24 protein-coding genes are annotated in these 26,009 nt (G+C 52.4%); 10 read left to right on the forward strand and 14 right to left on the reverse strand.

Features of this window, described 5'->3' with window-relative positions; genetic code table 11:
* Positions 1–8: 8 nt before the first annotated feature.
* The 3 genes from P157_RS0102815 to P157_RS0102825 form a co-directional block, all read right to left on the reverse strand.
* Complete coding sequence (locus P157_RS0102815; protein WP_026759682.1) at positions 9–449, reverse strand: response regulator; 441 nt, start codon at positions 447–449, stop codon at positions 9–11.
* A 12-nt stretch (positions 450–461) separates the two neighbouring features.
* Positions 462–2,519 (reverse strand): transporter substrate-binding domain-containing protein, encoded by a 2,058-nt coding sequence (locus P157_RS0102820; protein WP_026759683.1) that lies wholly within the window; start codon positions 2,517–2,519, stop codon positions 462–464.
* A 177-nt stretch (positions 2,520–2,696) separates the two neighbouring features.
* Positions 2,697–3,059, reverse strand: coding sequence for a PTS glucitol/sorbitol transporter subunit IIA (locus P157_RS0102825; RefSeq protein ID WP_026759684.1), 363 nt, complete (start codon positions 3,057–3,059; stop codon positions 2,697–2,699).
* A 222-nt stretch (positions 3,060–3,281) separates the two neighbouring features.
* Between P157_RS0102825 and P157_RS0102830 the strand changes: the two genes are divergently transcribed.
* From P157_RS0102830 to P157_RS0102845, 4 genes are read left to right on the forward strand one after another with little or no spacing between them, the layout of a single operon-like run.
* Positions 3,282–4,247, forward strand: a complete 966-nt coding sequence (locus P157_RS0102830) for a sugar ABC transporter substrate-binding protein (RefSeq protein ID WP_026759685.1) — start codon at positions 3,282–3,284, stop codon at positions 4,245–4,247.
* Positions 4,247–5,581, forward strand: a complete 1,335-nt coding sequence (locus P157_RS0102835; RefSeq protein ID WP_026759686.1) for a sensor histidine kinase — start codon at positions 4,247–4,249, stop codon at positions 5,579–5,581. The genes P157_RS0102830 and P157_RS0102835 overlap by 1 nt, the downstream gene beginning before the upstream one ends.
* Entirely contained in the window at positions 5,581–6,252 is a 672-nt protein-coding gene (locus tag P157_RS0102840; RefSeq protein WP_026759687.1) for a response regulator transcription factor, read from the forward strand. The genes P157_RS0102835 and P157_RS0102840 overlap by 1 nt, the downstream gene beginning before the upstream one ends.
* Entirely contained in the window at positions 6,249–7,544 is a 1,296-nt protein-coding gene (locus tag P157_RS0102845) for an ABC transporter substrate-binding protein (RefSeq protein ID WP_051598464.1), read from the forward strand. Before P157_RS0102840 ends, P157_RS0102845 begins: the two co-directional genes overlap by 4 nt.
* Before the next feature lie 38 nt (positions 7,545–7,582).
* Here the strand turns inward: P157_RS0102845 and P157_RS0102850 are convergent, their stop codons facing one another.
* The gene (locus P157_RS0102850) at positions 7,583–8,068 is read right to left on the reverse strand and encodes a PTS sugar transporter subunit IIA (RefSeq protein WP_026759689.1); all 486 of its coding nucleotides are present in this window, start codon (positions 8,066–8,068) and stop codon (positions 7,583–7,585) included.
* Positions 8,069–8,286: 218 nt separating this feature from the next.
* The gene (locus P157_RS0102855) at positions 8,287–9,384 is read right to left on the reverse strand and encodes a hypothetical protein (RefSeq protein WP_026759690.1); all 1,098 of its coding nucleotides are present in this window, start codon (positions 9,382–9,384) and stop codon (positions 8,287–8,289) included.
* Positions 9,385–9,503: 119 nt separating this feature from the next.
* On the opposite strand from P157_RS0102855, the gene P157_RS0102860 reads away from it, so the two are divergent.
* Together P157_RS0102860 and P157_RS0102865 are read left to right on the forward strand one after the other, a co-directional pair.
* Complete coding sequence (locus P157_RS0102860; protein WP_026759691.1) at positions 9,504–9,944, forward strand: metal-dependent hydrolase; 441 nt, start codon at positions 9,504–9,506, stop codon at positions 9,942–9,944.
* A 38-nt stretch (positions 9,945–9,982) separates the two neighbouring features.
* Positions 9,983–11,896, forward strand: coding sequence for a fructose-bisphosphatase class III (locus tag P157_RS0102865; protein ID WP_026759692.1), 1,914 nt, complete (start codon positions 9,983–9,985; stop codon positions 11,894–11,896).
* A 22-nt stretch (positions 11,897–11,918) separates the two neighbouring features.
* Here the strand turns inward: P157_RS0102865 and P157_RS15430 are convergent, their stop codons facing one another.
* Positions 11,919–12,095 (reverse strand): hypothetical protein, encoded by a 177-nt coding sequence (locus P157_RS15430; RefSeq protein ID WP_155266689.1) that lies wholly within the window; start codon positions 12,093–12,095, stop codon positions 11,919–11,921.
* Between the two features lie 195 nt (positions 12,096–12,290).
* Between P157_RS15430 and P157_RS0102875 the strand changes: the two genes are divergently transcribed.
* On the forward strand, positions 12,291–12,704 hold the full coding sequence (locus P157_RS0102875; protein WP_026759693.1) for an EamA family transporter: 414 nt from the start codon (positions 12,291–12,293) through the stop codon (positions 12,702–12,704).
* 63 nt (positions 12,705–12,767) lie between these two features.
* On the opposite strand, the gene P157_RS0102880 is transcribed toward P157_RS0102875, so the two are convergent.
* From P157_RS0102880 to P157_RS0102905, 5 genes are all read right to left on the reverse strand, one after another.
* Positions 12,768–13,532, reverse strand: coding sequence for a TSUP family transporter (locus P157_RS0102880; RefSeq protein WP_026759694.1), 765 nt, complete (start codon positions 13,530–13,532; stop codon positions 12,768–12,770).
* A gap of 59 nt (positions 13,533–13,591) precedes the next feature.
* Positions 13,592–14,611 carry a LacI family DNA-binding transcriptional regulator gene (locus tag P157_RS0102885; RefSeq protein WP_026759695.1) on the reverse strand — a complete coding sequence of 340 codons (1,020 nt, stop codon included), beginning with the start codon at positions 14,609–14,611 and terminating at the stop codon, positions 13,592–13,594.
* Between the two features lie 375 nt (positions 14,612–14,986).
* Positions 14,987–15,370: an aspartate 1-decarboxylase gene (gene panD, locus P157_RS0102895; RefSeq protein WP_026759696.1), complete on the reverse strand. Its 384-nt coding sequence runs from the start codon at positions 15,368–15,370 to the stop codon at positions 14,987–14,989.
* A 17-nt stretch (positions 15,371–15,387) separates the two neighbouring features.
* The gene (gene panC, locus P157_RS0102900) at positions 15,388–16,236 is read right to left on the reverse strand and encodes a pantoate--beta-alanine ligase (protein WP_026759697.1); all 849 of its coding nucleotides are present in this window, start codon (positions 16,234–16,236) and stop codon (positions 15,388–15,390) included.
* Between the two features lie 12 nt (positions 16,237–16,248).
* Positions 16,249–17,205, reverse strand: coding sequence for a bile acid:sodium symporter family protein (locus P157_RS0102905; RefSeq protein ID WP_026759698.1), 957 nt, complete (start codon positions 17,203–17,205; stop codon positions 16,249–16,251).
* Positions 17,206–17,723: 518 nt separating this feature from the next.
* Between P157_RS0102905 and P157_RS15840 the strand changes: the two genes are divergently transcribed.
* Complete coding sequence (locus P157_RS15840; protein ID WP_419185406.1) at positions 17,724–17,792, forward strand: type I toxin-antitoxin system Fst family toxin; 69 nt, start codon at positions 17,724–17,726, stop codon at positions 17,790–17,792.
* Positions 17,793–17,934: 142 nt separating this feature from the next.
* Here the strand turns inward: P157_RS15840 and P157_RS0102915 are convergent, their stop codons facing one another.
* The 3 genes from P157_RS0102915 to P157_RS0102925 all read right to left on the reverse strand — a co-directional run bounded on the left by P157_RS0102915 (position 17,935) and on the right by P157_RS0102925 (position 23,573).
* Positions 17,935–19,425 carry a class I adenylate-forming enzyme family protein gene (locus tag P157_RS0102915; protein WP_026759699.1) on the reverse strand — a complete coding sequence of 497 codons (1,491 nt, stop codon included), beginning with the start codon at positions 19,423–19,425 and terminating at the stop codon, positions 17,935–17,937.
* Positions 19,426–19,523: 98 nt separating this feature from the next.
* Entirely contained in the window at positions 19,524–20,708 is a 1,185-nt protein-coding gene (locus tag P157_RS0102920; protein ID WP_026759700.1) for an iron-containing alcohol dehydrogenase, read from the reverse strand.
* Positions 20,709–20,915: 207 nt separating this feature from the next.
* Positions 20,916–23,573: an EAL domain-containing protein gene (locus tag P157_RS0102925; protein WP_026759701.1), complete on the reverse strand. Its 2,658-nt coding sequence runs from the start codon at positions 23,571–23,573 to the stop codon at positions 20,916–20,918.
* Between the two features lie 248 nt (positions 23,574–23,821).
* Here P157_RS0102925 and sufC point away from each other — a divergent pair, with 248 nt between their 5' ends.
* Positions 23,822–24,574: a Fe-S cluster assembly ATPase SufC gene (gene sufC, locus P157_RS0102930; RefSeq protein WP_026759702.1), complete on the forward strand. Its 753-nt coding sequence runs from the start codon at positions 23,822–23,824 to the stop codon at positions 24,572–24,574.
* Between the two features lie 5 nt (positions 24,575–24,579).
* Entirely contained in the window at positions 24,580–25,989 is a 1,410-nt protein-coding gene (gene sufB, locus P157_RS0102935) for a Fe-S cluster assembly protein SufB (protein WP_026759703.1), read from the forward strand.
* Positions 25,990–26,009 lie beyond the last annotated feature (20 nt).

Raw genomic sequence — 26,009 nt, forward strand, 5'->3', positions numbered from 1 at the left:
TTTACTCCTTAGAGTCCCAGGTTATCCAATGCCTTAAAGATATCGTTGACCTCCGGATTTTTGATGGGCGGGAAAATCTGCTTTTCCACCCGGGTGATGAGGTCGGCGGGGATAAAGGGTTTTTTTACATAGTCTGCGATTTTGAGCTGGCTGGCCTTGACGATGGTTTCTCTGTCGGCGGCAGCGGTGAGGAAGATAACCTTCATATCGGCGTAGTCGGGATTTTTCCGAATGACCGAGAGCGTCTGCAGACCATCCATGCCGGGCATGGCGATGTCGAGCAGGATTAAGTCAATGGCCCCCTGCCGCTTTTGCAGGATGTTCAGGCAGTCAGAGCCGCTGGTGGTGGTCAGAATTTCGGCCCGCACCTTCATTTCCAAGATGCTTTTGGCCATGGCGATATTCATTTCATCATCATCAACGACTAAAATAACGGGTAATTTACTCATGGTTTTTCCTCCTCAGTATTCCAATGGTTTATCCCCAAAACGGGCAGGGGCTCCTTTTTCTCTGGCTTCCTGACAGGCCTGGGCAGCTATTGCTTCGGCCTGGGAGAGATTTTTGTCGGTCATGGGGCAGCAGCCTGCCTGCCATGCGTAATTCTCCTGCAGGGCGTTCAGGTCCGTAATGAATTCGGCAGCAAAGTTCAGCATCTGCCTGTTGTTTTGGGCGGTACAGAGGCAGATAAGCTCGCCGCTGACTGTCCCGGCCACAACGGAGCGCACCCATTCCTTAGCCGCTAAGAGCCGGGCCGCTTCCTGCAGGGGCGGGGCCAAAAGATGGCGGCTGGCAGAGGCGTCTTGGGGCGTTATGGCAAAGAGTGCCAGATAACAGGCGGGGGGTGCAGGGCCTGTGGGGATTTTTGTCATCAATTCTTCAAGGTGCTGCTCCAGATAGAGCATATTGGGGAGCTGACTGAAATTATCCCTGCAGGCCAGCTGCTCCATGGCCGCCAGCTGCTGACGGTGGTTGCGGGAACGGTAGTAGATAATACCCATGATGATGCCCATGATGAGGAAAATCAGCAGGGCAGCCTGTTGGGGATAATGGTACAGGAGATACTGGGGGCTGAAGTGCCGGATGTGTTCATGGGTTCCCTGATTCAGGGTCGTAGTCAGCAGTCCGGGCGGCAGATGATTGATTTCCTTGTTGAGAATCTGCCAAAGCCGGCGGTCGGCATTCTGGGCAACACCGAGGCTGATGGTGCTGGCAAAGACCTGCTCCGTATCGGCCGACAGATTGTAGGCCGAGGACGATTCCAACAGGGAGGGAACAGTAGCCCGGGGAATGTAGGTGATATCTGCCAGACCGTTGCTGACGCCCTGACAGCATTCCTCTAAACTCTTGCAGTAGAGAATCTGCTCCTCGGGATAGCTGGCCTTGACGAAGGTGACGGTTTCAAACAGTCCGTCCACGGCGGCAACTTTGGGCGATTCCGGCAGAACGGCGCCGTGCTTGGTGATGGGCACAAAGCCGATATCGAGATAAGGCTGGGTCGGGATAAGGCCCAGCTCATCCAGCCAGCTGAAATCGCAGGGCACATCCGCGACCATATCCACCGTGCCTCGCAATAACAGGCGGTGGATTTCTGTCAGGGATTTTTCCTCTACCAGTTTAATCTGAATGCCCAAATCCGCTGCCAGCTGGTCAAGCAGGGCTTTCGTGGCCCCCGTCCATGTTCCGTCAGCATCCTGATAGAAGTAGGGCTTGCTGTTCATCAGTACGGCAACTTTGAGGACTTTCTTATCCTGCAGGTAAGCCTGTTCCGCAGGGGACAGCACGAGGGGGAAGCCCTTGGAGCGCTCGTATTTATCGTTGAGCCGGTTGCGGATATTGGGCTGGTTTAGGAGCATATTGTCCTGAGCGGCATTGACCCGGGCAAAGAGTTCGCTTCTGTCCTGGCGAACCAGCAGGCGGTAACTCACCCGGTCAAAGAGTGCCAGTACCCGTTCGGCTTTCCCGGGGTGCAGCAGGGGCTGGACATAGCCGTCAATGGCGTGGCTGGTAAAGGCATTTTTCATGGCCGCAGGCTCATGGAAGGTTATCAGCTCGTAGCTGAAGCCATGTTCTTTGGCTATGCGGGCAAGGTTGGGGGTGGGATAATTGTAATCCAGTGTTCCCAGTCGCAGATGGCCGCCGGTGAAATCTTCCTGCACCACCAATTCCATGGGGAAGCGGGCGATAACATGGTCGGTGCGCCGGGCAAAGGGCAGGCTCTTGTAGTCGCCGGGCATGGCGGGCAGCAGGTCAATCTCACCGCTGTTTAACTTGGCGCCTGCCTCCCACCAGTTTACGCAGGGGATATAGGTGAACTTTGCCCCCAGAAAGCCGGAAAGAAATTCCATATATTCATAGCCGTTGCCCCGCAGATGCCCCGGGCGGTCTTCCTCGACAAAGCCCGTCCCCGGCACATAGCCTACCTTCAGTTCCTCAATGGCCGAGGCGCGGGCGGGCAGCAGTATGGTGCAAAGGATGAGCAGCAGGGCGCACAGCCGCCTGGCCCATGAATAAATCCTCATGTCCTCGCCTCCATAATATATGTGTCGCAATTATTCAACAATAAAAGCGACACAAAGCAAACAATATAATAAAGTTACTTTCGCCTTTGACATGTCATAATCCTGCCATAGGCAGCAAAAAAGGAGGGGCGACAAAGTGTGGATACATTTTGTCGCCCCTCCTGTATGGGCAGTTTCTTATTTCTTGGTAAAGGTAATATGTGCGCCGACAGTCAGCACGGGCAGGGACGGACCCTTGACGATAATCTGGCCGGGCATGGAGCCTTCAGCGTTGAACACCAGCGTGCAATGACCTTCTTCGCGGAGGTTGTCATTAACGGCGTCACCGACTTTTTCGATGGTGAACTTGATGCCGCCCATCAAGAGTTTGTCGCCCTTCTTGATGTCTTCTTCCAGTTTGCCGGGGGTGTGTTCCAGCACCATATCCGAAAGGTTCGGGCGGATGCCTTCATCTAACAGGATTGCGCTGTTGTTATTGGTGAGAAAGGTCTTGGCCAGGTTGCCGATGGCCGTGATTGCTACGTCGTACTTAATGTCCATGCTGTTCATTCCTCCTACAGATACACATTGCCTTTAACTTGCTATACATTCCATATTCATTATGAGTGTTAATCTTTATTATATCATATTTCCGCGCGAATGTGCGGGGACATTTGTCTTATTGTTGATTTTTTTTTCGGAGACTGGGAATAATATGGCAAAAACTAAGTATTGGCGGTATAATTTGACTTAGATTGACTGAGAAAGGCGGAGTTTGCAGGTATGGAACGGGGCGAGCGGTTCTTTTGGAGCGTGATGGGGGCCTTGCTGATGTTTTTGACAGGGCTTATCATGTGGCAGGTAATGCAGACGGATTTTTCTTTGCGGCAGACGGAACATCGGCGTAAGTTTGGGGCGGTCTATATGACCCTTAACAATCCCTTCTATGAAATCGTGGATGAGGAAATCCGCATGGAAGTGGAGCGGCGGGGAGATGTGCTTATTTCCCGGGACCCTGCGCTGTCGGTGGAACGGCAGGAAGAAGCGGTGCGGGATCTTATCAACAGTGGGGTGGATGTCATCTTCATCAACCCTGTGGACTGGCAGCGCATTGCGCCAGCGCTGCAGCTGGCCAAAGAGGCTAATGTGCTGGTGATTGCCGTGGATACCAACGTGGAAGATGAGAATTATGTAGCCGCTACGGTGGTGTCGGATAATTATCTGGCAGGCCAGCAATGTGCCGAGCATTTGCTGGAACATGCCAGCGGGGGCAATATTGCCCTGCTGAAACATTCGGAAGCCCGTTCTTCTGTGGACAGAATTCAGGGCTTTTTGGACAGGCTGGCAGGCAATCCCAATTTCAAGGTGGTGGCGCAGGCGGAGTGCCGGGGACAGCTGGAGCTGGCCATGCCTGCCATGCAGGAAATGCTGAAACGCCATCCGGAAATCGATGTGGTGATGGCGTTGAATGACCCCGCGGCTATGGGCGCCATGGCCGCCCTGCAAAACGTGGGCCGTCTGGACAAGGTGATGGTCTATGGCGTGGACGGTGTGCCGGAAACCAAGGAAATGATTTATCAAGGCCATATGATGGCGACGGCTGGGCAGTCGCCGCGCGCTTTGGGTCGTCATGCGGCGGAACAGGCCTACAAGCTGTTGGCAGGAGAAAAGGTGCCTAAGCTCATGCGCCTGCCCACAATGCTGCTTACCCGGGATAATCTGGGAACCGAAATGAGAGGATGGGATTAATGGCCGGGGAATATACATGGGAGGAACGGCGGCTCGAATGGCTCTATGGTTTGCTGGGACTTTACAATGGGCTGGTTGTTTTACTGATGGCCGGGTTTATGAGCCTGACGCAGGAAAAAATTGTGAACAGTATGACGGCCCATGCATTTTTGACCACGCTGCCCATTGTGCCATTGCCGGCCTCGAAAGGTTTTTTGCTGTCGGTGGGCGCCTATGCCCTGCTGATTCTGCTGGGCAAGCTCTACCGTCACGGCGGCATGACTTCAGGCCAGCTCCATTTGATTTTTGCAGCGGAAATCGGCATCTGCATGCTCTTGATGAAAAGCCTGAATTTGGCTTATGACGGCATTGTGTTGTTGGCGGTGGCTGACCTGATGCACCGCTACCATGGGGAGAATCAGAGCTGGCTGCTCCTGGGCGCAATGCTTGGAATTTACTTCATGGCCAACTACAATATGGCCATCTTTCAACGCCATGTGGCACCTTTTGATGTGTACACGGCCTATTACCGGCCGGAGGTGCAGTCGGTACTGCTGGCCATAAAGAATGGCTTTCAGTCGTTCAATATCGTACTGTTTGTGCTCTATTTGGTGCTCTTGGTACAGAGCAAGCACCACGAGAAGGAGCGCATTGCCAGTCTCAATAAGCAGCTGGAGGAAGCCAATGTGCAGCTGCGGGCGTATGCCTTGGAGGCGGAGCGCACGGCTGAGACACGCGAGCGCAACCGTCTGGCCCGGGAGATTCATGATACGCTGGGCCACACCCTGACGGGCATTGTGGCCGGGCTGGATGCCTGCATTGTGTTGGTGGATGCGGTGCCGACCGCCGCCAAGAAGCAGTTGGAAAAGATTCGGGAGACGGCCCGCCATGGCATTGTGGACGTCCGCCGCTCCGTGAAGAAATTACGCCCGGATGATTTGGAAAAAATGCCGCTGCAGCAGGCGGTGAAGAAAGTTATCGCCGAGTTCTCGGCCTCATCCGGTGTGGAAATCCATCTGGTGGAGCTGGGCTGGCCGGAGAAGCTGCGGGAAGATGAGGAAGAAGTTATCTACCGCATTGTGCAGGAGGGCATAACCAATGCCCGCCGCCATGGCATGGCAACGAAGGTTACAGTCACCTGCGGTACGGAACCGGGGCGGTTCTATATCATGATTGCCGACAATGGTAAAGGCTGCGACAAGCCGCAGCATGGCTTTGGCCTGCGCCATATGGAGGAACGGCTGGAACTTCTGCATGGGCGGCTGCGGTATTGGAGTGACAAGGGCTTTACTTTGGAAGCCACCATACCCATGGGGAAGAATGTAATGGATAATAATGGGGAGGCAGATGTTTGATGATAAAGGTGATTATCGCCGATGATCAGGAACTCATCCGGGAAAGCCTGAAAATCGTATTGGATCAGAATGAGGATATTGAAGTAACCGGTGTGGCAGAAAACGGTCAGATTTTGATGGATATGCTGACAAATAGCCAGCCAGATGTCATTCTGATGGATGTGCGCATGCCGGAACTGGATGGGGTGGAGGCCACCCGCGAGGTCAAACGGCTCTATCCGGCAGTCAAAATCATCATCCTCACCACCTTTGATGATGATGAGTACGTGTTTAACGCCTTGAAATATGGAGCCAGCGGCTACCTCTTAAAGGGTGTGTCCGTGCCTGAGCTCACCGGGGCCATTCGTACGGTCGTTTCCGGCGGGGCCATGATTAACCCGGGGATTGTGGCCAAGGTCGTGAAGTTCTTCAATCAGATGGCCCAGGGCAGCAGTGCCGTGGAAACCGGCCCCATTGGTGAAGGTCTCAGCCGCACGGAGCGCAATATCGCGCATCTGGTGGGGCATGGCCTCTCCAACAAGGAGATTGCGGAAAAACTGCGGCTTTCGGAAGGCACGGTGCGCAATGGTCTGTCCAGCACCCTGTCCAAACTGGGGCTTAGGGACCGTACGCAGCTGGCCATTTGGGCGGTGCAGACAGGGCTCGCAGCTGCTGAGGTGGATGTATCGTGAAGCGCGGATTTGCCATTTACTTTGCCTGCCTGATGCTCTTGACCTGCTTTCTGGGCTGGTATTTGACCCGTCCCAAGGTTCTTACGGTGGGGCTATTTGCCGGCAGCAACTGGAATGTGCCGGAGGGTGATTCCTATGCGCTGATGGAAGAAGCCATCAAGCGCTTTGAGGCCGAGCATCCCGGCGTGAAGGTTAAATATGTCAGCGGCATCCGCAGGGAGGATTACTCCGAATGGCTGGCGGAACGCCTGCTCAAAGGTGAGGAGCCGGATATCTTCGTGGTGCCCGGAGCGGATTTTGACCTTTACGCTTCCATCGGTGCATTGGCGCCCCTTGACCGGTCAATGAATAAGGACACGGAATTTGACCCGTCCGTTTATTACCCCATGGCGTTGGAATATGGCCGCTGGAACGGCATCAGCTATGCTTTGCCGGTGGGAGCTGTGCCCACTTTGATGTTCGTCAACAAGACCCTGCTGGCGAAAGAAGGCATTCCCATCCCAGGAAATGACTGGACATGGCAGGATTTTTTGCGGATTTGCAAGGCTGTGACAAAGGATACTGACGGGGATGGGCGACTCGACCAGTTCGGTGTCTATGACTACACCTGGCGCAAGGCGGCGCTCACCAATGACGTGCAGATTTTTTCTGCGGATGGGCGCAATGCAAACTTCATGAGCAAGAACATGGAGGAAGTCCTGTATTTTATGGACGAATTGCATGCGGTCAGTCAGGGGCAGGAAGTTACCGCCAAGGACTTTGACATGGGCCGGGTGGCCTTCCGTCCCTTCACCTTTGCCGAGTACCGCACCTATAAGCCCTATCCCTGGCGCATAAAAAAATACAGTTCCTTCGAATGGGACTGTATCAAACTGCCAGCGGGGCCGTCCGGCCATAATTCTTCTATTATGCAGACTATGATTATGGCCATCAGTGCCCGCACCAGTGAGCCGCGCCTGTCGTGGGAACTGTTAAAGACCATTTGCTATGACCCCGCTATTCAGGAACTGATGTTGACGAAATCACAGGGACTGCCCGTCCGCCGGGATGTGGTGGAATCTCCCCAAGCGCAGCAGCTCTTTATGGCCGCTACGCCCGGCAGTGAGGAAATGAATCTGAAAATCGTGAGTCAGGTCATGGATGATTCTATGACGGAGCCAAAGTTCCCCCGTTACAAGGAAGCCATGAATCTGGCCGACCATAAGCTCTTGCATATCGTGCAGGAAAATATGTCCCTGAGCAGTGCGTTAAGTCAGGTACAGAAGGAGATAAACGCCTACCTGCAGCAGTAATGGGCAAATAAATAAGCCGCCATGAAAGGCGGCTTTTCTTATACGGCGATGGCGTATTGCAGAACCTCATCGCTGCCGGCAGATACTTCACAGCCGGGACAGCAGGGCTTCAAATCCGATACTTTGTCGTAATTGACCACAAGGACAGGAGAAATCATGTTGATGGAGTGCTTTTCCAAAACATCCAAATCAACTTTGATGATAGGGGTGCCGGCGGTTACCCGGTCACCGGATTGTTTCAGGGCAGTGAGGCCTTCACCGTTCAGAATGATGCTGTCGAGCCCCACATGGACGAGAATCTGAATACCCTCATCCGTGGTGATGGCAAAGGCGTGTTTTGTGTCAAAGAACAGGGAAATCACGCCGTCACAGGGAGCCAGCACGGTGTCGCTGGCCAGTTCAATTGCCAGACCGTCACCGGTGAGTTTTTCCGCAAATACCGGGTCAGGAACAGAGGCAAGTTCCAAAGTTTTACCGGAGAAGGGGGCTAAAAGACGTTGGCACGGTGTTTTAACTGCAGTCATAGTATCGATCCACCTTTCTTCTTAGTCTAATTCAAAAGACAATTGATTGTATTTGCGAATTTTCTAATAAATCTTTTATATTTACATTTTACTACGAAATCTTGGCAAGTCAAGTCCTAAAAGGACGCAGAATTGCTTAGATTTCGTGTAAGAGCGTGTGGACTCCGTAGGTGTCCAGTAAGTTTACTACGAAATACTAGGAAGTCAAGGAAAATCCATCAAGGCAGATTGGGGATGTTTTTGCTGATGGCTGTATGACGGATGATGTCCTGAACGCGCAAATCTATGGCCAGTTCCTGCTTGTGCAGGGTTTCGGCCGTGGCAAATTCAGCCGGACTGTCTTCCCGCAGGCCCTTGATGTAATGCTGCCAGGCCTTGATGCTGGTTTCTGTAGCCTGCTGGCGCTGACGGGCTAGATACTGAGCACCGGCGGGGACTTCTACCGCATCCAGCTGGGCTTGCCGTTCCTGCAGGCCCGGAATGATATCGTCCTCAATGAGTGCGGCGATATTGTATTTCTGCTGTTTGGAGAGGTGGCCGTTCTTGCTGCTGTTCAGGCGTTTGAAGTGATTTTGGAACACTTCAAAATGCTCATTGCTTTCGGTGACAATGCTCTTGGTCGCGGCGATGTAGTCCGCAATATCCTTGTTCTGCAGTGGCGAAATCTTGTCGAGATAAGCCTTATAATTCTTGATGTAGGATACCTGCCAGTGGCCGTCTTCCGCTTGCTCCATAGACAGTATCAGGGTGAAGGGGGTCTGGGTATAGTCCTCCTTGATTTCGACTTCTGCGGTGGCACTGCGGCCCATATGCTCCACCTTGCCAATCTTGACAAAAGTGGTATTGCGTATCTGGCTGCGTTCGATAAAGCGCTCAAAGTCGATACCAAGCTGGCGGCCTTTCAGGATATCCGTGCCATCCGGCAGATTCCAGCTGCCGCTGCTCACGCGGGTGAGGGCAGCATTTTCGAGTCCTGTGGCCAGCTGGGGCTTAATGATGATGTAGAATTTTTCAAACATGGAGCGCGATTTCGGCGTCAGTTCCGAGTCGTAGGCGAATAAATCTACGGTCAAATCGTCATAGGCCCGGGAAGCTAACAGTTCCGAATTTACATAACGCTGGAATTTCTCGCCATCCTGTTCCGTGATAGCCGTCTGAATCTGTTCCAAGGCATATTCAGGGGTGCGGATGTAGAAAAAGAAATACCAGACCATTGCGCCAGCTATAGCTGCCAGCAGCAGAAAGACCAAAGACAGTTGCCGCCGTTCCTGAGCGCGCCTCGCCCGCAGCCGCTGTTGCCAAGTATAATCGTCCATTCACATAATCTCCGTTTCTTTAAGTAACCTCATTATACTATAAGAAAATAGCACGAACAATAGCCGATATGTTAAGATAAGAAGGTAATTAAGCAATTTAAGGAGTAAAAGACGAAGCAATGAAATGGGTTAATCACGAAATCGTAACTGGGGTAATCGTGTATGGAGCTACGGGAGATTTATTGTCCACGGCGTTTTCCATGGCAGGCGCAATTTTCCCCGACAAGGTGGAGGGGCGTCCAGGGGCCAATTATTGGAGCTGGCGCGCCCGGCACAGGGGCTGGTCCCACTGGCCGGTCATCTATATTGCCATCCTGGCCATTATGCAGTTGGGCTTTTTGCCCCAGGGGGCAGATGTCGAGAAGGGCGTGACGTTTATCGCTGTCGGAGCACTCCTGCATATTGCCGAAGATGCGCTCTGCGGCAAGGTGCCCTTTCTTTTTCCCTGGCAGAAGGTGGGCATCAAACTCTTCACGGTGGGCTCGGTAACGGAGTATCTTTTTTCCATGGCTGCGGTTATTGTCACCTATATCATTCACGCACAATTTATGATAAAATGATAGTAAATCAATAAAAATAATAGCGCGGGGTGATTATCATGGTACGTGGTGCAGCGGTTAAGGGCAGGCCCAACAAAATCATGCGGCTGCTGGCGGAAAAATATCCCACCAAAGAAGCGGTGTATGAACAGCTGATTTATCTGCAGTCGAGGCTGTCGCTTCCCAAAGGCATCGAGCATTTTATGAGTGATTTGCATGGGGAGTATGCCTCTTTTTTCCATATCCTCAACAACTGCTCCGGGGTTATCCGGGAGAAGGTGGACTATGTCTTCGGTGAGCGGCTCAGCGAGGAGGAGAAAGCGGAGTTCTGCACCCTCATCTATTATCCCAAGGAAAAAATCGAGCAGATAAAGAACGACCATAAGAATACACCGGAGTGGTATCGGAAGAATCTTTCCCAGCTGTTGGAACTATCCAAGCTCATGAGCTATAAGTATCCGGCGTCCAAGGTCTACGGTTTTATTCCCAAGCGGTATGAGTCTGTGATTGTGGAGCTCATGAACACCCGGCCAGAGGCGGATAATGCCCAGTTTGTCTACCATAAGCGTCTCTTAAATACCATCGTGCAGATTGACAGCGGTGCGGATTTTATCGAGGCCTTTACCGTGCTGATTAAGCGGCTGGCCGTGGACAGGCTGCATATCGTTGGCGATTTCTTCGACCGGGGCAATCGTCCCGATGCCATCTTGAATCTTTTGATGAAGCATCCGTCGGTGGATATTCAGTGGGGCAACCATGATGTGCTCTGGATGGGGGCGGCGCTGGGCAATGAAACCTGCATTGCGGCAGTGGTGCGCAACTCCCTGCGCTACAATAATACGGATGTGTTGGAGCGGGGCTACGGCATCAGCCTGCGGCCTTTGACGACCTTTGCTTCCCGCAGCTATCCCGATGCCAATCCCATCAAGGCCGCCGAAAAGGCCATCACCATGATGATGTTCAAGCTGGAAGGCCAGCTTATCCGCCGTCATCCGGAATATCAAATGGATAGCCGTTTACTGCTCGATAAGATTGACTTCCGTTCATCACATGCGGTGCTTGGGGACGGCAAGCGCTACGAATTGGAAAGTGCCTACTTCCCCACCATTGATGAGGAGACGGCTGACCCGTATGAGCTGACGGAAAAGGAAGCGGCCATTATCGCTGATCTGAAATCCTACTTCGAGGAAAGCGCCGTGCTGCAGCGCCATGTAGAGTATCTCTATCAGAAGGGCAGTATTTACACCCGCTATAATGGCAATCTGCTGTTCCATGGCTGTGTGCTGCTCAATGATGATGGCACCATGCGTTCCGTGTCATATGGCGGACAAGAACTCAAGGGGCGGGCCTGGTTCGACTATTGCGACCGCATTGCCCGGGAGGCCTATCTGCATCATAAGCAGGAAGCCGTGGACTTCATGTACTTCCTCTGGTGCGGGCGCCTGTCACCCGTGTCGGGGAGGGAATTCAAGACCTTCGAGCGGGCCTTTATCGCCGATGAAAGCACCTGGAAGGAACCCTCTGACCCTTATTTCAAATACATCAATGATGAAAAGACCTGCGCCATGGTCTTAAAGGAGTTCGGCCTTGACCCGGCCAAGGGGCATATCATCAACGGTCATGTGCCCGTCAAGGTCAAAAAAGGTGAAACCCCTGTCAAAGCTGGCGGCAAAGCCATTATCATTGACGGAGGTTTCTGTAAGGCCTATCATAGCAAGACCGGGATTTCCGGTTATACCCTGATTTCCAATTCCCGCGGCCTGCGGCTGCTGCAGCATCAGAAAATTGCCGATGTCCGGGAGGCGTTGCGCGAGAATCAGGATATCGAATCTGTCTCGGAAACGGTGGAACTGCAGACCTGCAGAACCACCTTGGGGGATACGGATGAGGGAAGGCTGATTCAGGATGAGATTACCGACCTCTATAATTTACTGCTGGCTTATCAAAATGGGCTGATTAAGCCGCAGGAATAATTGCATTTTCGTTTTGGGCGGATTACATCAGGTAATCCCCTGCGGCAAATGAGAGGTCCAGTTCATCGGCAATGGCCAGGATTTTAGCGGCATCGCTATTATCATCTTCATGATTATCCCAAACATCACCGACGATGGTGGGGACATCCTCGTATTCCTGCAGCAATTCCAAAAGTTTTTTTGCATTTTCGATGGCCATGATACTCATTCCTTCCCTGTGATGTCTATCTTAATCGACAGCTGACAATTTTTCTGTTCTTTATATCCCTGAGAGGGCGAAAGTGTTAGAAATTTTTTTGCGGCTTGTCAAGGGAACCATGTCTCTATCTAAGGAATTTTGGCTATGCTAAAATAAATGGTAGATAAAATTATAGTTTGCAGAGGAGGAACAGCTATGTGGTTATTGTTGGCGTTGTTATCGGCTGTGTTTGCTGCGTTGACGGCAATACTTGCCAAGGTCGGCATTGAAGGCGTGAATTCCCATCTGGCTACGGCCATTCGTACCGTGGTGGTATTGGCATTGGCTTGGGGCATGGTATTTCTGACCAATGCCCAAAGCGGTATTGCAGATATCAGCCGCAAGTGCTGGATTTTTCTGGTGCTATCGGGCTTTGCCACAGGGGCATCCTGGCTCTGCTATTTCAAAGCCCTGCAGATGGGTGAAACATCTGCCGTGGTGGCCGTGGATAAATTGAGTGTCGTGCTGACGCTGATTCTGGCCATTCTGTTCCTGCATGAAGAATTCACCATGAAATCTGCTGTCGGAGCAGTATTGATTACGGCGGGCACTTGGATGATGATTAAGTGAATAACGAAAAGGCACCCTGTGGCAATGCTTCAAGGGTGCCTTGTTATTTATGCAGTTATTTCATCAGAAAAACAAGTCGTAGACGAGTTTGCCAATCAGCACTGTGGTCATAATGATGAACAGCGGCCTTACATAGCCGACGCCCTTCTTGAGGGCCATGCTGGCTCCGCAGTAGGCTCCGGCAATCATGGCAAGGCCCATGGGGATGGCATGGGAAAAGTCGATACAGCCCAGATAGCCGAAGAAAAATACGGCGGAGAGGTTGCTGGCAAAGTTAAGCGTACGGGCGTTGGCGGCGGCGCCTAAGAAATCAAAGCCTACCATCAGCAGGCCAAAGAGCATGAAGGAACCGGCACCGGGGCCGAAGAAGCCGTCGTAGAAGCCCAGAGAAAAGGCGACAAAGCCGGCCATCAGCAGCATTTTCGTGGACAGGCCGGTGTATTTATTCTCTTTGCCCCAGTCCTTTTTGAAAATGCTGTAGAGGAGCACGGCGATAAGCATTACGACAATCAACGGGCGCAGGATGGATGAAGGCAGCAGCTGGACGGCGAATACGCCTAAAGCCGAGCCGATAAAGGACAGGGGAAAGAGGCGCTTCATAAGCCAGACATCCACTTTTCCCGAGCGCACGAAGGTGATGAAACTGGTCATAGAGCCCATGACCGCGGCGCATTTGTTGGTGCCCAGAGCCATCACCGGAGGCAGTCCTGTCCAAAGCAGGGCGGGCACGGAAATCAGCCCGCCGCCGCCAACTACCGAATCAATAAAAGCGGCCATAAAGCCGAAAAATATCAGAAAACCTGTTGTACCAAGGTCTAAAAATTCCATAAAATCAATCCTCCTCAGGTAAGCATACTATGAATGAGGAGGATTTGACAATAGGCTTTTTAGTCAGCCACATTTTCCAAAATGCGGATTTCGTTGCGCATGATGTAGGCGTTTTTTTCCGGCAGGCTGCCGTTTACCAGATAGTCGAACATCAGCTGCATGGCCCGGCGGCCCTGCTGATGCGGGTGCTGGTAGAGGGCGGCTTTGATGAGTCCCTTTTTCATCATGTCGATGGTACTGGGAATGGTATCGAAGGCCACGATGGTGATGTCTTCGCGTCCCACCGCCTGAATGGCACGGGCTGCGCCGTAGCCGCCGGAGGATACCACGAAGATGGCGTTGATTTCCGGATTGTCGGCAATCAGACTGCGGGCGGCTTCGTAGGCCTGCAGGTCATCATCGGCGGTTTCTGCTACACCCAGCAGGGTGAAATCGGGATGGTTGTGCATGACTTCCTGAAAGCCCTCCAGACGCTGATTGTGGCCCAGCATGTTGAGTGAGCCTAAGAGCACACCGGCTTTCAGCGTGGTGGGGCAAATCATTTTGAGCAGAGCTCCCGCGGTGCGGCCGCCCTGCAAATAGTCACTGCCCACATAGCAATGGCGGCGGCTGGATTCCACATCATTGTTGATGGTTACCACAAACATGCCATTGTCTACACATTCATTTATCTTATCAATTACCTGCTGGTCATTGACCGGGTTAATGATAAGGCCGCTGATTTTGTCCTTGAGCTCGTCGATAATGCGGCACTGTTCGGCGGCATCAAAGCCCTTCATGCTGCGCCAGATGACCTCCATGCCGTAAGAGGAAAAGCGTTCAGCGGCATGGTGCATGGTGGTGAGCATATCGTCAAAGAAGTGAACGCCTTCAGAGGCAATCAGCACGCCGACCACGGGGTGTTTTTTGCGGGCGGCCAGAGCCTTGCCCGCGGGATTGGGACGGTAGTTGAGCTTCTTGGCCATTTCCACAATGAGTTTTTCTTTTTCCGGCTTCACGTTGCCGCGTTTGTTGAGGACTCTGTCCACTGTGCCCCGCGACACTCCGCAGAGCTCGGCGATTTGCTTTATCGTAACCATTGCCTTACCTTCCTTTGTCATTTCTGTTATCCTACAGTATAGTATATTCGGAAGGGAAGGGCAAATTCCTGCCGTGCTCGGGCAAAAAATAAACGTGAATAGCTGACTTTTTTTGATGTCAGGAATGGTTTATAATGTAAATATCTTCTCGTGAGAGGAGGTGAAATTCTATGTCCTCTAAGGAGTTCATTCTATGTGTGCTCTGCCCGCTGGCAGTGGGAATACTGCTTGAATTATTCAAGTACTGGTTGAACCATTAAGCGCGGCTTGGCGTGCAAAAATCCCCCTGCGACCGCCATCGCAGGGGGATTTTCTAATTCTATGTCCTCTGTTACTGTTATTATAGCAGTGTACAGTGGAAAAATCAATAATTTGTTAATTCGTCTGTCCGTGATATTCGACTTCGCGGATTTCTTTTACGTGGTTCTGCGCATCAACCATGACAACCTTTGGTTTATGTGCCCGGCCTTCTTCTTCGGTGAACAGGGCGTAGGCCATGATGATGACGATATCGCCCGGCTGGGCGAGGCGGGCGGCGGCACCGTTTAGGCAGATGACACCGGAGCCTCTGGGGCCGGGAATGGTATAGGTTTCGAGTCTGGCGCCGTTGTTGTTGTCTACGACCTGCACGCGTTCATTGGGCAGGATGCCGGCTTTTTCCATGAGTTCTTCATCAATGGTGATGCTGCCCATGTAGGCAAGGTTGGCCTCGGTAACGGTAGCGCAGTGAATTTTTCCTTTGAGCATATTTAAGAGCATTTTGGGGTATCCTTTCGTTAAGCGGAGAGAATTACGTTATCAATCAGGCGGGTTTTGCCGATTTTTACGGCGATGGCCAGCAGGGTGTCCTCGTTGACTTCGGTCAGCGGTTTAAGGGACGGGTAAGCGTAGGCTTTTACATAGTCAATGGACGCCATGGGTTCCTTGCTGATTTCGTCTTTGACGATATTTTCCAGCGCCGCTACTTTGGTTTCGCCCTGGGCAAAGGCCGTTTTTGCTTCCTTCAGGCTGCGGGAGAGGACGAGGGCTGCTTCTTTTTCCTCAGCGGACAGATAGGTGTTGCGGGAACTGCGGGCAAGGCCGGACTCTTCGCGGGCGATGGGCACCATGTTGATGTGCACGTTGATGTTGAGGTCCTCCACGAAGCGACGGATAACTGTTACCTGCTGGGCATCCTTTTGGCCGAAGAAGGCTTCGTCTGCACGGGCGAGGTTGATAAGTTTGGTGACAACCGTAGCCACGCCGCGGAAATGGCCGGGGCGCTGGGCGCCGCAGAGTTTATGGGTGATATCTCCATCCACGTTAACATAGGTGCAGTAGCCTTCCGGATACATTTCGGAGGGTTCCGGATGAAAGACGGCATCGACATTTACGCTTTCGAGTTTCTCGCAGTCGGCGGTAAACTGACGCGGGTAGGCGTCATAGTCCTCGTTGGGGCCGAACTGCGTGGGATTGACAAAGACCGAAGCGATGACGATATCGCATTTTTCACGGGCCGCGCGCATCAGCGTCAGATGGCCTTCATGCAGAGCGCCCATGGTGGGGACAAGGCCGATGGTTTTGCCCTGAGCTTTGCAGTCAGCGGCGTATTTTTTTATGTCTTGGATGGTTGTCAAAATTTTCATAGCGAATTCTCCTTAGTTGTTGTAAGCGGGGGCGGGTTCTTCCTGTGCCTCGCGGTTGTCCTGGCGCACGCAGAAGTTGGCCACAAGGGAGCCGGAAACATTATGCCAGACGCTGAAGATGGCGCCGGGCAGAGCGGCGGCGGGGTTAAAGTACATGACGGCAAGACTGGCGGCCATGCCGGAGTTCTGCATGCCAACTTCGATAGCGACTGTACGAGCCTTGCGGGCATCCATATGCAAAAGTTTGGCAGCGGTAAAGCCTAGCGCCAAACCAAAGGCGTTGTGCAGAATCACGATAGCAGCCATGGTAAGACCAACGGTTGCCAGCTTGCTGGCGGAGAGCGCCACCACACAGCCGACCAGCAGAACAATGCAGACTACCGAAACTAAAGGCATGGCAGGCATGATTTTTTTCGTCGTGTCAGCCATAAAGTGATGTACCAACAGGCCGAGGATTACCGGAGCCAGTACCATCTGGGCAATGGAAATCATCATGGCCGTGAAGGAAATATCAATCCAGGCGCCGGCGAGGAAATAGGTCAGCGCCGGCGTTACGATGGGCGCCAAAAGCGTGGTGGTCATGGTCATGGATACGGAGAGTGCCACATCACCCTTGGCCAGATAGGCAATGACATTGGAGGCCGTACCACCGGGGCAGGTGCCCACGAGGATAACGCCGATGGCCAGTTCCGGCGGCAGGGCAAAGACTTTGACCAAGGCCAGTGCGACAAGCGGCATAATGATGAACTGAGCGCCTACGCCGATAGCGACCTCCTTGGGATGCTGAAGGACACGCTTAAAGTCCTCGACTTTCAGCGTCATGCCCATGCCGAACATGACAACGCCCAGCATCCACGAAACATAAGGCCCGACCCAGGTCAGCGTTTCCGGCCGCCATGCGCCCAGAATACCAATGGCAACCACGAGCAGTGCCAGATTGTCTACAATTTTTTTGATGATTTTTTGCACAAAAAAACCTCCTCATAAAGTTGAATTTTTTTAGGCAAAAGAAAAAGGCTGTAAAGCAATGCGTTCTCGAAAAGAACGGCAAAGATGCTTTCACAGCCTTGGTGTTTACTGATTGTACGGAAAATAACCTTAATAGAGCATATACCCCTAAAGCCGTCCCGGTTTCTGACAATCCGGGCAGTTTCCTTTATATGCTAAGATTAATCCTGTTCATAAAAGTATGACTCACAGCAATGATGTCATCTTTTGCCATGAGTCATATTTTAGCACTAATGCGGTGTTTGGTAAAGGGGCAAGGTTTACATCTATGTACTAAGGCGCCCGTGAGACTGGTAATATTTTTCCTTCGCCATAGACAGGCTTGTCAAAAGCTGCGGAAAAATATCACCAGTCTCGCGGGCTTAGTGCTATGCACTTGACTTCCCTAGGTGCGATAGCTGGCCTTTCATTCTATGCTGTGTTAAAATATTACCATCTCCTTGCGAAAGGAGGTGACTCTTTTGAAGGAGAAGCTCATAGTGCATGTACTGATGCCGTTAGTGGTGGGAATGCTGGTAGCTATGTTTAACTACTGGTTGAATCATTAAGATGCAGATGATGTACAAAAACCCCGAGGACTGCCATCCTCGGGGTTTTCTCGTCTTTTAAAGTCGAAGCTCATAGTGTTTAATTCGTGCTTTTATTATAGCATTACATAGGGGATAAAGCAATCTCTTTTGGTAATGCTGCTTATTTATTTTTGCTCTTGCGGAACTCGTCGAGAATCATGCGTTTGGCGATTTTGCCTGTGGAGGTGCGGGGCAGTTTTTCCATGAGGTGGAATTCGCGCGGAATCTTGTAGAGCGCGAGGTTGGCCTGCAGGAATTTCTTGAGTTCCCGCACGTTGATGTCCTGACCGTCATGGGTGCTGTAGAAGCAGGCACCGGCCTGGCCGCGCAGTTTGTCCTCGATACCGATAACGGCGGCTTCGAAGATGCCGGGGAACTGGTAAACGAGTTCTTCGACTTCGCGCGGGTAGATGTTTTCGCCCATGCTGATAATCATGTCCTTGATGCGGTCCACGATGTAGATATAGCCTTCTTCGTCACAGCGGGCCACGTCGCCGGTGTGGAACCAGCCGCCGCGCATGGCGTCTTGGGTCACATCCGGCAGGTTCCAGTAACCGAGCATGATGTTTTCGCCCTTGACGATGAGTTCGCCGGCTTCGCCCTGCGGAACTTCTTTGCCTTCGGCGTCAATCAGCTTCCACTGAATACCCGGCACAATCTTGCCGCAGGAGCCGACAATCGGTTTCTCCGGCGGGTTCATGGTGACAACCGGGCTGGTTTCGGACAGGCCGTAACCTTCGCAGATATCCACGCCGAATTTCTTGATGAAATCCTGCTGAATCTGCAGGGGCAGCGTCGTGCCGCCGCTGACGACCAGACGCAGGGAGGCCATGTCCTCAGTGGTGGCCAGTTTCGTGAGCAGGCTGCAGATGGACGGCACGATGTAGAGGTCGGTGACTTTTTCCTCGCGGATAACGCCAATGGTTTCCTTCGGGGTGAAGGAGTCGAGAATGACCACTTCGGCACCGCTGAAGAAAGAATAGAGCACGGAGCAGGTCCAGCCGAACGCATGGTACATGGGCAGTACGCAAAGTACGTTGTGTTCGGCCTTACAGCCCATGCCGTTGTCCCGCATCTGTTCGCAGTTGGCTACGAGGTTACGATGGGACAGCACAGCTCCCTTGGGGTTGCCCGTGGTGCCGGAGGTGTAGATGGTGGCACAGGGCTTATGCTCGTCAAAGTCAGCCCGCAGAGCCGGAGCTTCACCGATTTTGGGGTCGGCCTTGCTCATGGTCTTGATGTCGTACTGGGTAACCTTGAGGTCACAGCGCAGAGCGGCCAGCGCATCCACGAGGTTCAACGGCTGGTAGGTCAGCATGGTGCGGATGCCGGAATCCTTGATGATGTAGGCGATTTCGCGGTTGCTGAGCTGGAAGTTGATGGGCACGGAAATAGCGCCCAGAGAAGCCGTTGCCATGTAGGCAAAGACGAAATCTGCGCTGTTGCGGGAGAAGATACCCACGCGGTCCCCTTCGCGGACACCGACGGCATAGAGCCGGTTGCGGAAGTTGGTCACTGCGGTCTGTAATTCTTTATAAGTGAAGCGGCGCTTATGGTCTACGATGGCCATGGCGTCAGGTTTGCCTTGCAAAATGAGTTCATGTACAAACATGATATTCCCTCTTTCTTTTCTATAAACTATGTTGACTAGCTCATACAAGATAAATTTTATACCAGGTCATAAAAAAAGTAAAGGGTTTTATTTGACGCTTATTTATTGGCTAAGCGGTAAATTTCGATAGCTGTCTGCTTGTCGATGGGATGGAAGTTTGCCACCACTTTAGTGCCGCCAGCGGTGCAGGAATCGGCCAAAGCTTCCAGCACATCCTCACCTTGCACACCGATGCCCAGCTCGGTGAAGTTGGTGGGCATATCGATTTCCTTGAAGTAAGCCACGGTCTTATCAATGCCTGCTTTGGCCCGTTCTTCCTCCGTACCATCGGTTATGCCCCAGACTCTTTCGGCGAATTTGGCAAAGCGGGGAATGTCATCCCGGTAGACGTAATGGGCCCAGGCCCCCCAGACGGCGGTCAGGCTGGCCCCGTGGGTTACGTCAAAGCGCCCGGACAGTTCATGGCCTAGCTTATGGCAGGCAAAGTCCTTGCAGCGTCCCAGTTCCGTAAGTCCGCAATGGGAGATGGTGCCTGCATACATGATTTCGCTCATGGCATCGTAGTCGGTCTGGTCCTTGATGGCCCGGCGGGTGGCTTCGATGACTGTAATCATCAGGGCTTCGGCAATCCGGTCGGTCAGGGTGTTTTCCTCCTTGACGCTTGTGAAGTAGCGTTCCAATGTATGCATGAGAATATCGGAAGTGCCGCAGATAAGCTGTTTTTTCGGAATGGTATAAGTGAGTTCCGGATTCATAAAGGCCAGCGCAGGACGATTGAACGGTGTGTTGAGTCCGGCTTTTTTGCCCGTTTCCTCGTTGGTGATAACCGCTGAGTCACTTGTCTCGCTGCCAGCCGCGGACAGGGTCAGCACCGCACCTACAGGCAGGCTCTTTTCCAGTTTTACGCTGCCATTCCAGAAACTCCAGACGTCGATTTCCGGATTGGCGGTGCCATGGGCGGTGGCTTTGGCGGAGTCAATAACACTGCCGCCGCCGACTGCCAGAATGAAATCAGCTTTGAAGGCAATGGCTTCCTTGACGGCTTCCCGCACCCAGCTCAGCCGGGGATTGGGCTGAACACCGCCCTTGGACTGGGTAAACAGGCCGGCCGCCTGCAGGGATTTTTCAATTCTGTTCAGCAGGCCGCTTTTGACCACGCTGCCACCGCCGTAGACAATGAATACCCGATGGGCATTATAGGCGGTGAGTTTTTCGGCAGCCTTATTTTCGGCGCCGCGGCCAAAGACGATTTCGGTGGGAACTTTGAAGTTAAAGGATTGCATAAGAATACCTCCGTAAAAAATTGTTCGCTATCATATTGTATATTAGTGATAAACTGGAAAAATCCTGCAAGGATTCCAAATAGACACAAAGAACCGGACGCATGAGCAGTACGTCCGGTTCTTTGCTGTGTATTATATTTTAGGAGAGCTTTAACGAAAGCCTGAATATAATATAGCACAAATGAGAATGAAAATCAATAACTTATTTTATTTTTTTGCGTTTTTATCCAGTTGGGCAAAGAATTGTTCCATAGGAATGGGGTGAGCGAACAGGTATCCCTGGCCTACATGGCAGCCGGTAGCTTTCAGCAGGCGTTCCTGTGCGTCGGTTTCGATGCCTTCCACCAATACCCGCATGTTGAGGCTGCGGCCCATCTGGATGACCTGCTTCAATATGGTCAGGCTGCGCTCGCTGTTTTCAGCGGAGAGCAGCATACTGCGGTCAATCTTCATGATATCCATGGGCAGGTTCCGCAGCATGGCAATGGAGGAGTAGCCCGTGCAGAAGTCATCCATGGACAGGGAAAAACCCATGCTCTTGAGACGCCGGGTAATCTGCAGGGCGCTTTCATTTTCTTTCTTGGTGGTAAAGTCAATGAAGGAGGTTTCCGTAAGCTCCAGTTCCACAAGCTTGCGGGGCAATTTATAGCGGTCGGCAATGGTCTGCATGCTGGACAGGTAGCCCCGTTCGGAGATATGAAGGCCTGACTGATTGACCGAGATAGGCACCACGGGCAGTTTGTTCTTGAGCCGCTCGGAAAGTATCTTGCAGACTTCTTCGAGCACAAAGTAATCCAGCTTGAGCACAAAGCCGTTGCGCTCAAAGAGATTGATGAAGTGGTTGGGCATCAAAAAGCCCAGTTCCGGACTCTGCCAGCGTATCAGGGCTTCGGCACCACAGATTTCGCGGGTGGCGAGGTCATACTTCGCCTGCAGGTGAATCTGGAATTCGCCTTCGGCCAGGCCTTTTTCCATATAGAGTTCTATCTGCTGGTGATGGAGAAGTTCGTCATGCATGACGGAATTGAAGATACCAATGGTCTGGTTCGTTCCTATGATTTCGTTGCGGGCCATCATGGCGTTGTCCATGAGCAGGCTGGCATCGATATCTTCTTGGCGGGGCACCGGGCAGAGGCCGATATAGTAGGTGAAACTGGTGGGAATGCCGTTGATTACGACGGTGCGGGCATTCTTCTCCACTTGTTCTGCCGCTTGCCGCAGCGTCAGGCCGGTAGGTTTCCGGCAGAGCATATAGACATGGGTGATTTCCGCGGACAGGCCATAGCGCAGAATCCAGGGCAGCTTGCGGGTTACGGTTTGCATGCTGGCTTTGACGGATTCAGCAAAGAGCTTGGAACCGTAAACTTCCTTGAGGAAGGCCATGCGCTGGGCTGAGATTATCAGGACAAAAAGCTCGCCTTTTTTTCGGGCTTCGTTGTAATAGGCAATGGCATTGGGAAGTTCATTGGTGAACCAGTGGATATTGTACATGCCTACAGAATTTACCAGATTGGCCTGCTGCCAGAGTTCCTGGGTGTAATTGTGCCGCAGCCGCAGGAAGATGAGCAGGCCGATGATGATTAGAAGCAGAATCCCTACCGCAAATCCCAGCGTCAGGAAGGGATTGCGGTAGATAATGGATTGCAGGGTGTCCTGGGCCTGCACCTGATAAACTTCACGGTTGATGATGCTGGTAATGTCCCGCGGATTGATATGGGTGACTTCCTTGTTGAGAATGCGGATAAGAATAGGGTCTGCCGTATCCCGTATCGCCATGGAAACCTGATGGGAGAACATCACATTGCCGTTGGTGTAGAGGTTGTAGTAATTTCCTTGGAAAATATCGCTTTGGGCGGTGATGGATTTGACGAAGGTTATGTCGGCTTCGCCTCGGTTCACCGCGGCCATGCAGTCGGATACGTCAACATAGTAGCGCAGCTGTTCTGCTGGGAACATCCTTTCGATGAACTGGTGCGTGTAGAAATGGGTTCGTGCGCAGGCCACCACCGGTGCTGCCGGCAGCGGTCTGTCCTTGCGCATGACGGAGACATAATTAAGCGTCAGATAGGGAAAGGTCAAATCGGCGTTATGGGCTTTGGCCCAGTTGTAGTCGGTGTAAAAATCCATCACCATGTCGATATCCCCGTTGGTGAGGTGTTCCATCATGGTTTGCTGGCTTTCTTCGGGGATGACTTCCAGCTTGATATTCAGGTCGGATTCCACCCGCTTGATGACATCCGCAATAACCCCGCGTGGTTCGCCGTTTTCCCAATAGGCATAGGGGGCCTGCCGGGGGGAAATCATGGTGCGGATAACGGGATGCGTGGTGAGATAGGCCTGTTCTTCGGGGGTGAGATTCAGTTTGAGGCCTGTGGAATGGTATTTTTCCAGCAGGTCGTGGCGGAAGAAGGGGTTGACCTCGGCGATGGTCTTCACGGCAGCAGAAATCTGAGGCGCCATTTCAGCCCGGTTTTCATCCAGTAACAGCCAGCCTAGGGATTCTCCCAAAGGCACAGAAATAGTGCCAGCGGGTAAATTTACGGGGATGGGTTCAGTACTTCGGTTGGTCATTGGGCCATCGGGCAGGATAATCATATCAATGCTGCCTGATTTCAGCCGCAGGAGATTTTCTTCCATTGTACCGCTTGTATAGGCAGTGCGTCGGTTCAGATAAGTGGACAGTGCCTCGATGAATTCGTAGGCCGTGCCTTGATAGAGCAGCCGCTTGTCCTGCCAGATGCAGCCTTCGGTATCCGTGAAGCCTATCCGCAGAGCCGGGCGCAAAAATTCCGCGCTAAAACCGCTGGCGGGGAAATATGTCAGGCCCAGCATCAGCAGTAATAATATCCGTATCAGAAAACGCATGGGAAACCCACCTCCCTGGTGAATTATGCGAGACTATTCATACAGTTTCTATTCGTGATTGGCTGGTAAATTCCTCCTTGTGATAATAACTCTCAATTATATACAATATTTATGAGAGCTGGTGAAATCTATTGACTTTTCTTTTGCGACATCCTAAAATAAGAATCAATCCTGACAATTTTACTAAGGATTAAATAAACGAAGTTTTTACAGTGTTCCCACTGTTGTTTTAGAAGGAGAGTTTAGTAATGGCAGAGCAGCTTTTGGAAATCAAGGACCTCCATGCCGGTGTAGAGGATAAGGAAATCCTGAAGGGCCTTTCCCTGTCCGTAGGCAAGGGGGAAGTGCATGTTATATTAGGGCCGAATGGTTCCGGCAAGTCTACACTGATGAACATCATCATGGGCCATCCCAAGTACACGGTGACGGGCGGTTCCATGACATTTGAAGGCGAGGACATGACGGAGATGAAAACCTTCGAGCGCAGCCGCAAAGGCCTGTTCCTGTCCTTCCAGACACCGGAGGAAATCCCCGGCATTACCGTAGAGAATATGCTCCGTACGGCTAAGCAGGCCATCACGGGGGAAAAGGTAAAACTTCTGCCCTTCCGCAAGGAACTCAAGGCCACCATGCAGGAACTCAAGATGGACCCGGAATATGCTCAGCGCTATCTCAATGTCGGTTTCTCCGGCGGCGAGAAGAAGCGTACGGAAATCCTGCAGCTTCTGATGCTCAATCCGAAATTGGCGCTGCTCGATGAAACGGATTCCGGCCTCGATGTCGATGCCGTGCAGATTGTGTCCGAAGGTGTGGCCAAGTTCCATAACGAGGAAAATTCCTGCCTGATTATCACTCATAACACGCGCATTCTCGAACATCTCAAGGTGGATAAGGTTCATGTTCTGATGAACGGCCAGATTGTGGAAGAAGGCGGCCCGGAACTTATTGAGGACATCAACAGCCGCGGTTTTGCCCATATCCGTGAAGAACAGGAAGGTTGAGCGCGATGGCTGAGAAGAAGAAAACCTATGTAGAGGATATCGAGCGCACCCTCTACGACATCAAAAACGAAGACCATTCGGTCTACAAATCCCATAGCGGCCTGACGCCGGAAATCGTGCGGGATATCTCCAAGCGCAAGCATGACCCGGAATGGATGACTGAGTTCCGCTTAAAATCCCTCGAAGTTTATAATTCGCTGGAACTGCCCACCTGGGGCCCGTCCCTCGAAGAACTCCATATGGACGATATCGTGACCTATGTGCAGCCCGATGCCAAGATGACCGGCAGCTGGGACGAAGTGCCGGAGGATATCAAGGATACGTTCGACCGGCTCGGCATTCCCGAAGCGGAAAAGACTTCTCTGGGCGGCGTTGGTGCCCAGTATGACTCGGAAGTGGTTTACCACTCCATTCAGGAAGACATGGTCAAGCAGGGCGTCATCTACACCGATATGGAAACGGCGCTTGTGGAGCATGGGGATATCGTCAAGGAATACTTCATGACCCTCGTGCCGCCCAAAGACCATAAATTTGCGGCCCTGCATGGCGCTGTTTGGTCTGGCGGCTCCTTCGTCTATGTGCCGGAGGGCGTCCATGTGGAAATGCCCCTGCAGAGTTATTTCCGTTTGAATGCTGCCGGCGCCGGCCAGTTTGAGCATACACTCATCATTGTAGAGAAAAATGCCAGCCTGCACTTTATCGAAGGCTGCTCGGCACCGAAACATAACGTGACCAACCTCCATGCCGGCTGTGTGGAACTTTTCGTCAAGGAAGGCGCACGCCTGCGCTATTCCACGATTGAAAACTGGTCGCGCAATATGATGAACCTCAACACCAAGCGGGCTTTGGTGGAAAAGGACGGCATTATCGAATGGGTGTCCGGTTCCTTTGGTTCCCATATTTCCTGCCTCTACCCCTGCAGTGTGCTGCACGGGGAAAATGCCCGCTGTGAGTTTACGGGTGTGACCTTTGCTTCCAAGGGGCAGAACCTCGACACGGGCGCCAGCGTCATCCATGCGGCACCGCATACTTCGGCGAACATCAACACCCGCACGATTTCCAAGGCGGGCGGCAAGGCCACCTACCGCAGTGCGGTAAAGGTGACGAAGAACGCGCCGTATGCCAAGTGCTCGGTCAACTGCGAATCCCTGATGCTCGATAATTTCTCCCGCAGCGATACATTGCCGGTTATGGATATTGAAGGGGACGAAGCGGATATTGGGCATGAAGCCAAGATTGGCCGCATCAGTGATGAAGCCATCTTCTATCTGACCAGCCGCGGCATTGACGAAGAAGAAGCCCGCGCCATGATTGTACGTGGCTTTGTGGAGCCGATTGCCAAGGAACTGCCGCTCGAATATGCACTCGAAATGAACAATCTCGTCAACATCGAGCTTGAAGGTACTATGGGTTAAGGGATTAAGGAGGAAAAGAC

Source organism: Selenomonas ruminantium AC2024 (assembly GCF_000687995.1).
GTDB lineage: Bacteria > Bacillota > Negativicutes > Selenomonadales > Selenomonadaceae > Selenomonas_A > Selenomonas_A ruminantium_B.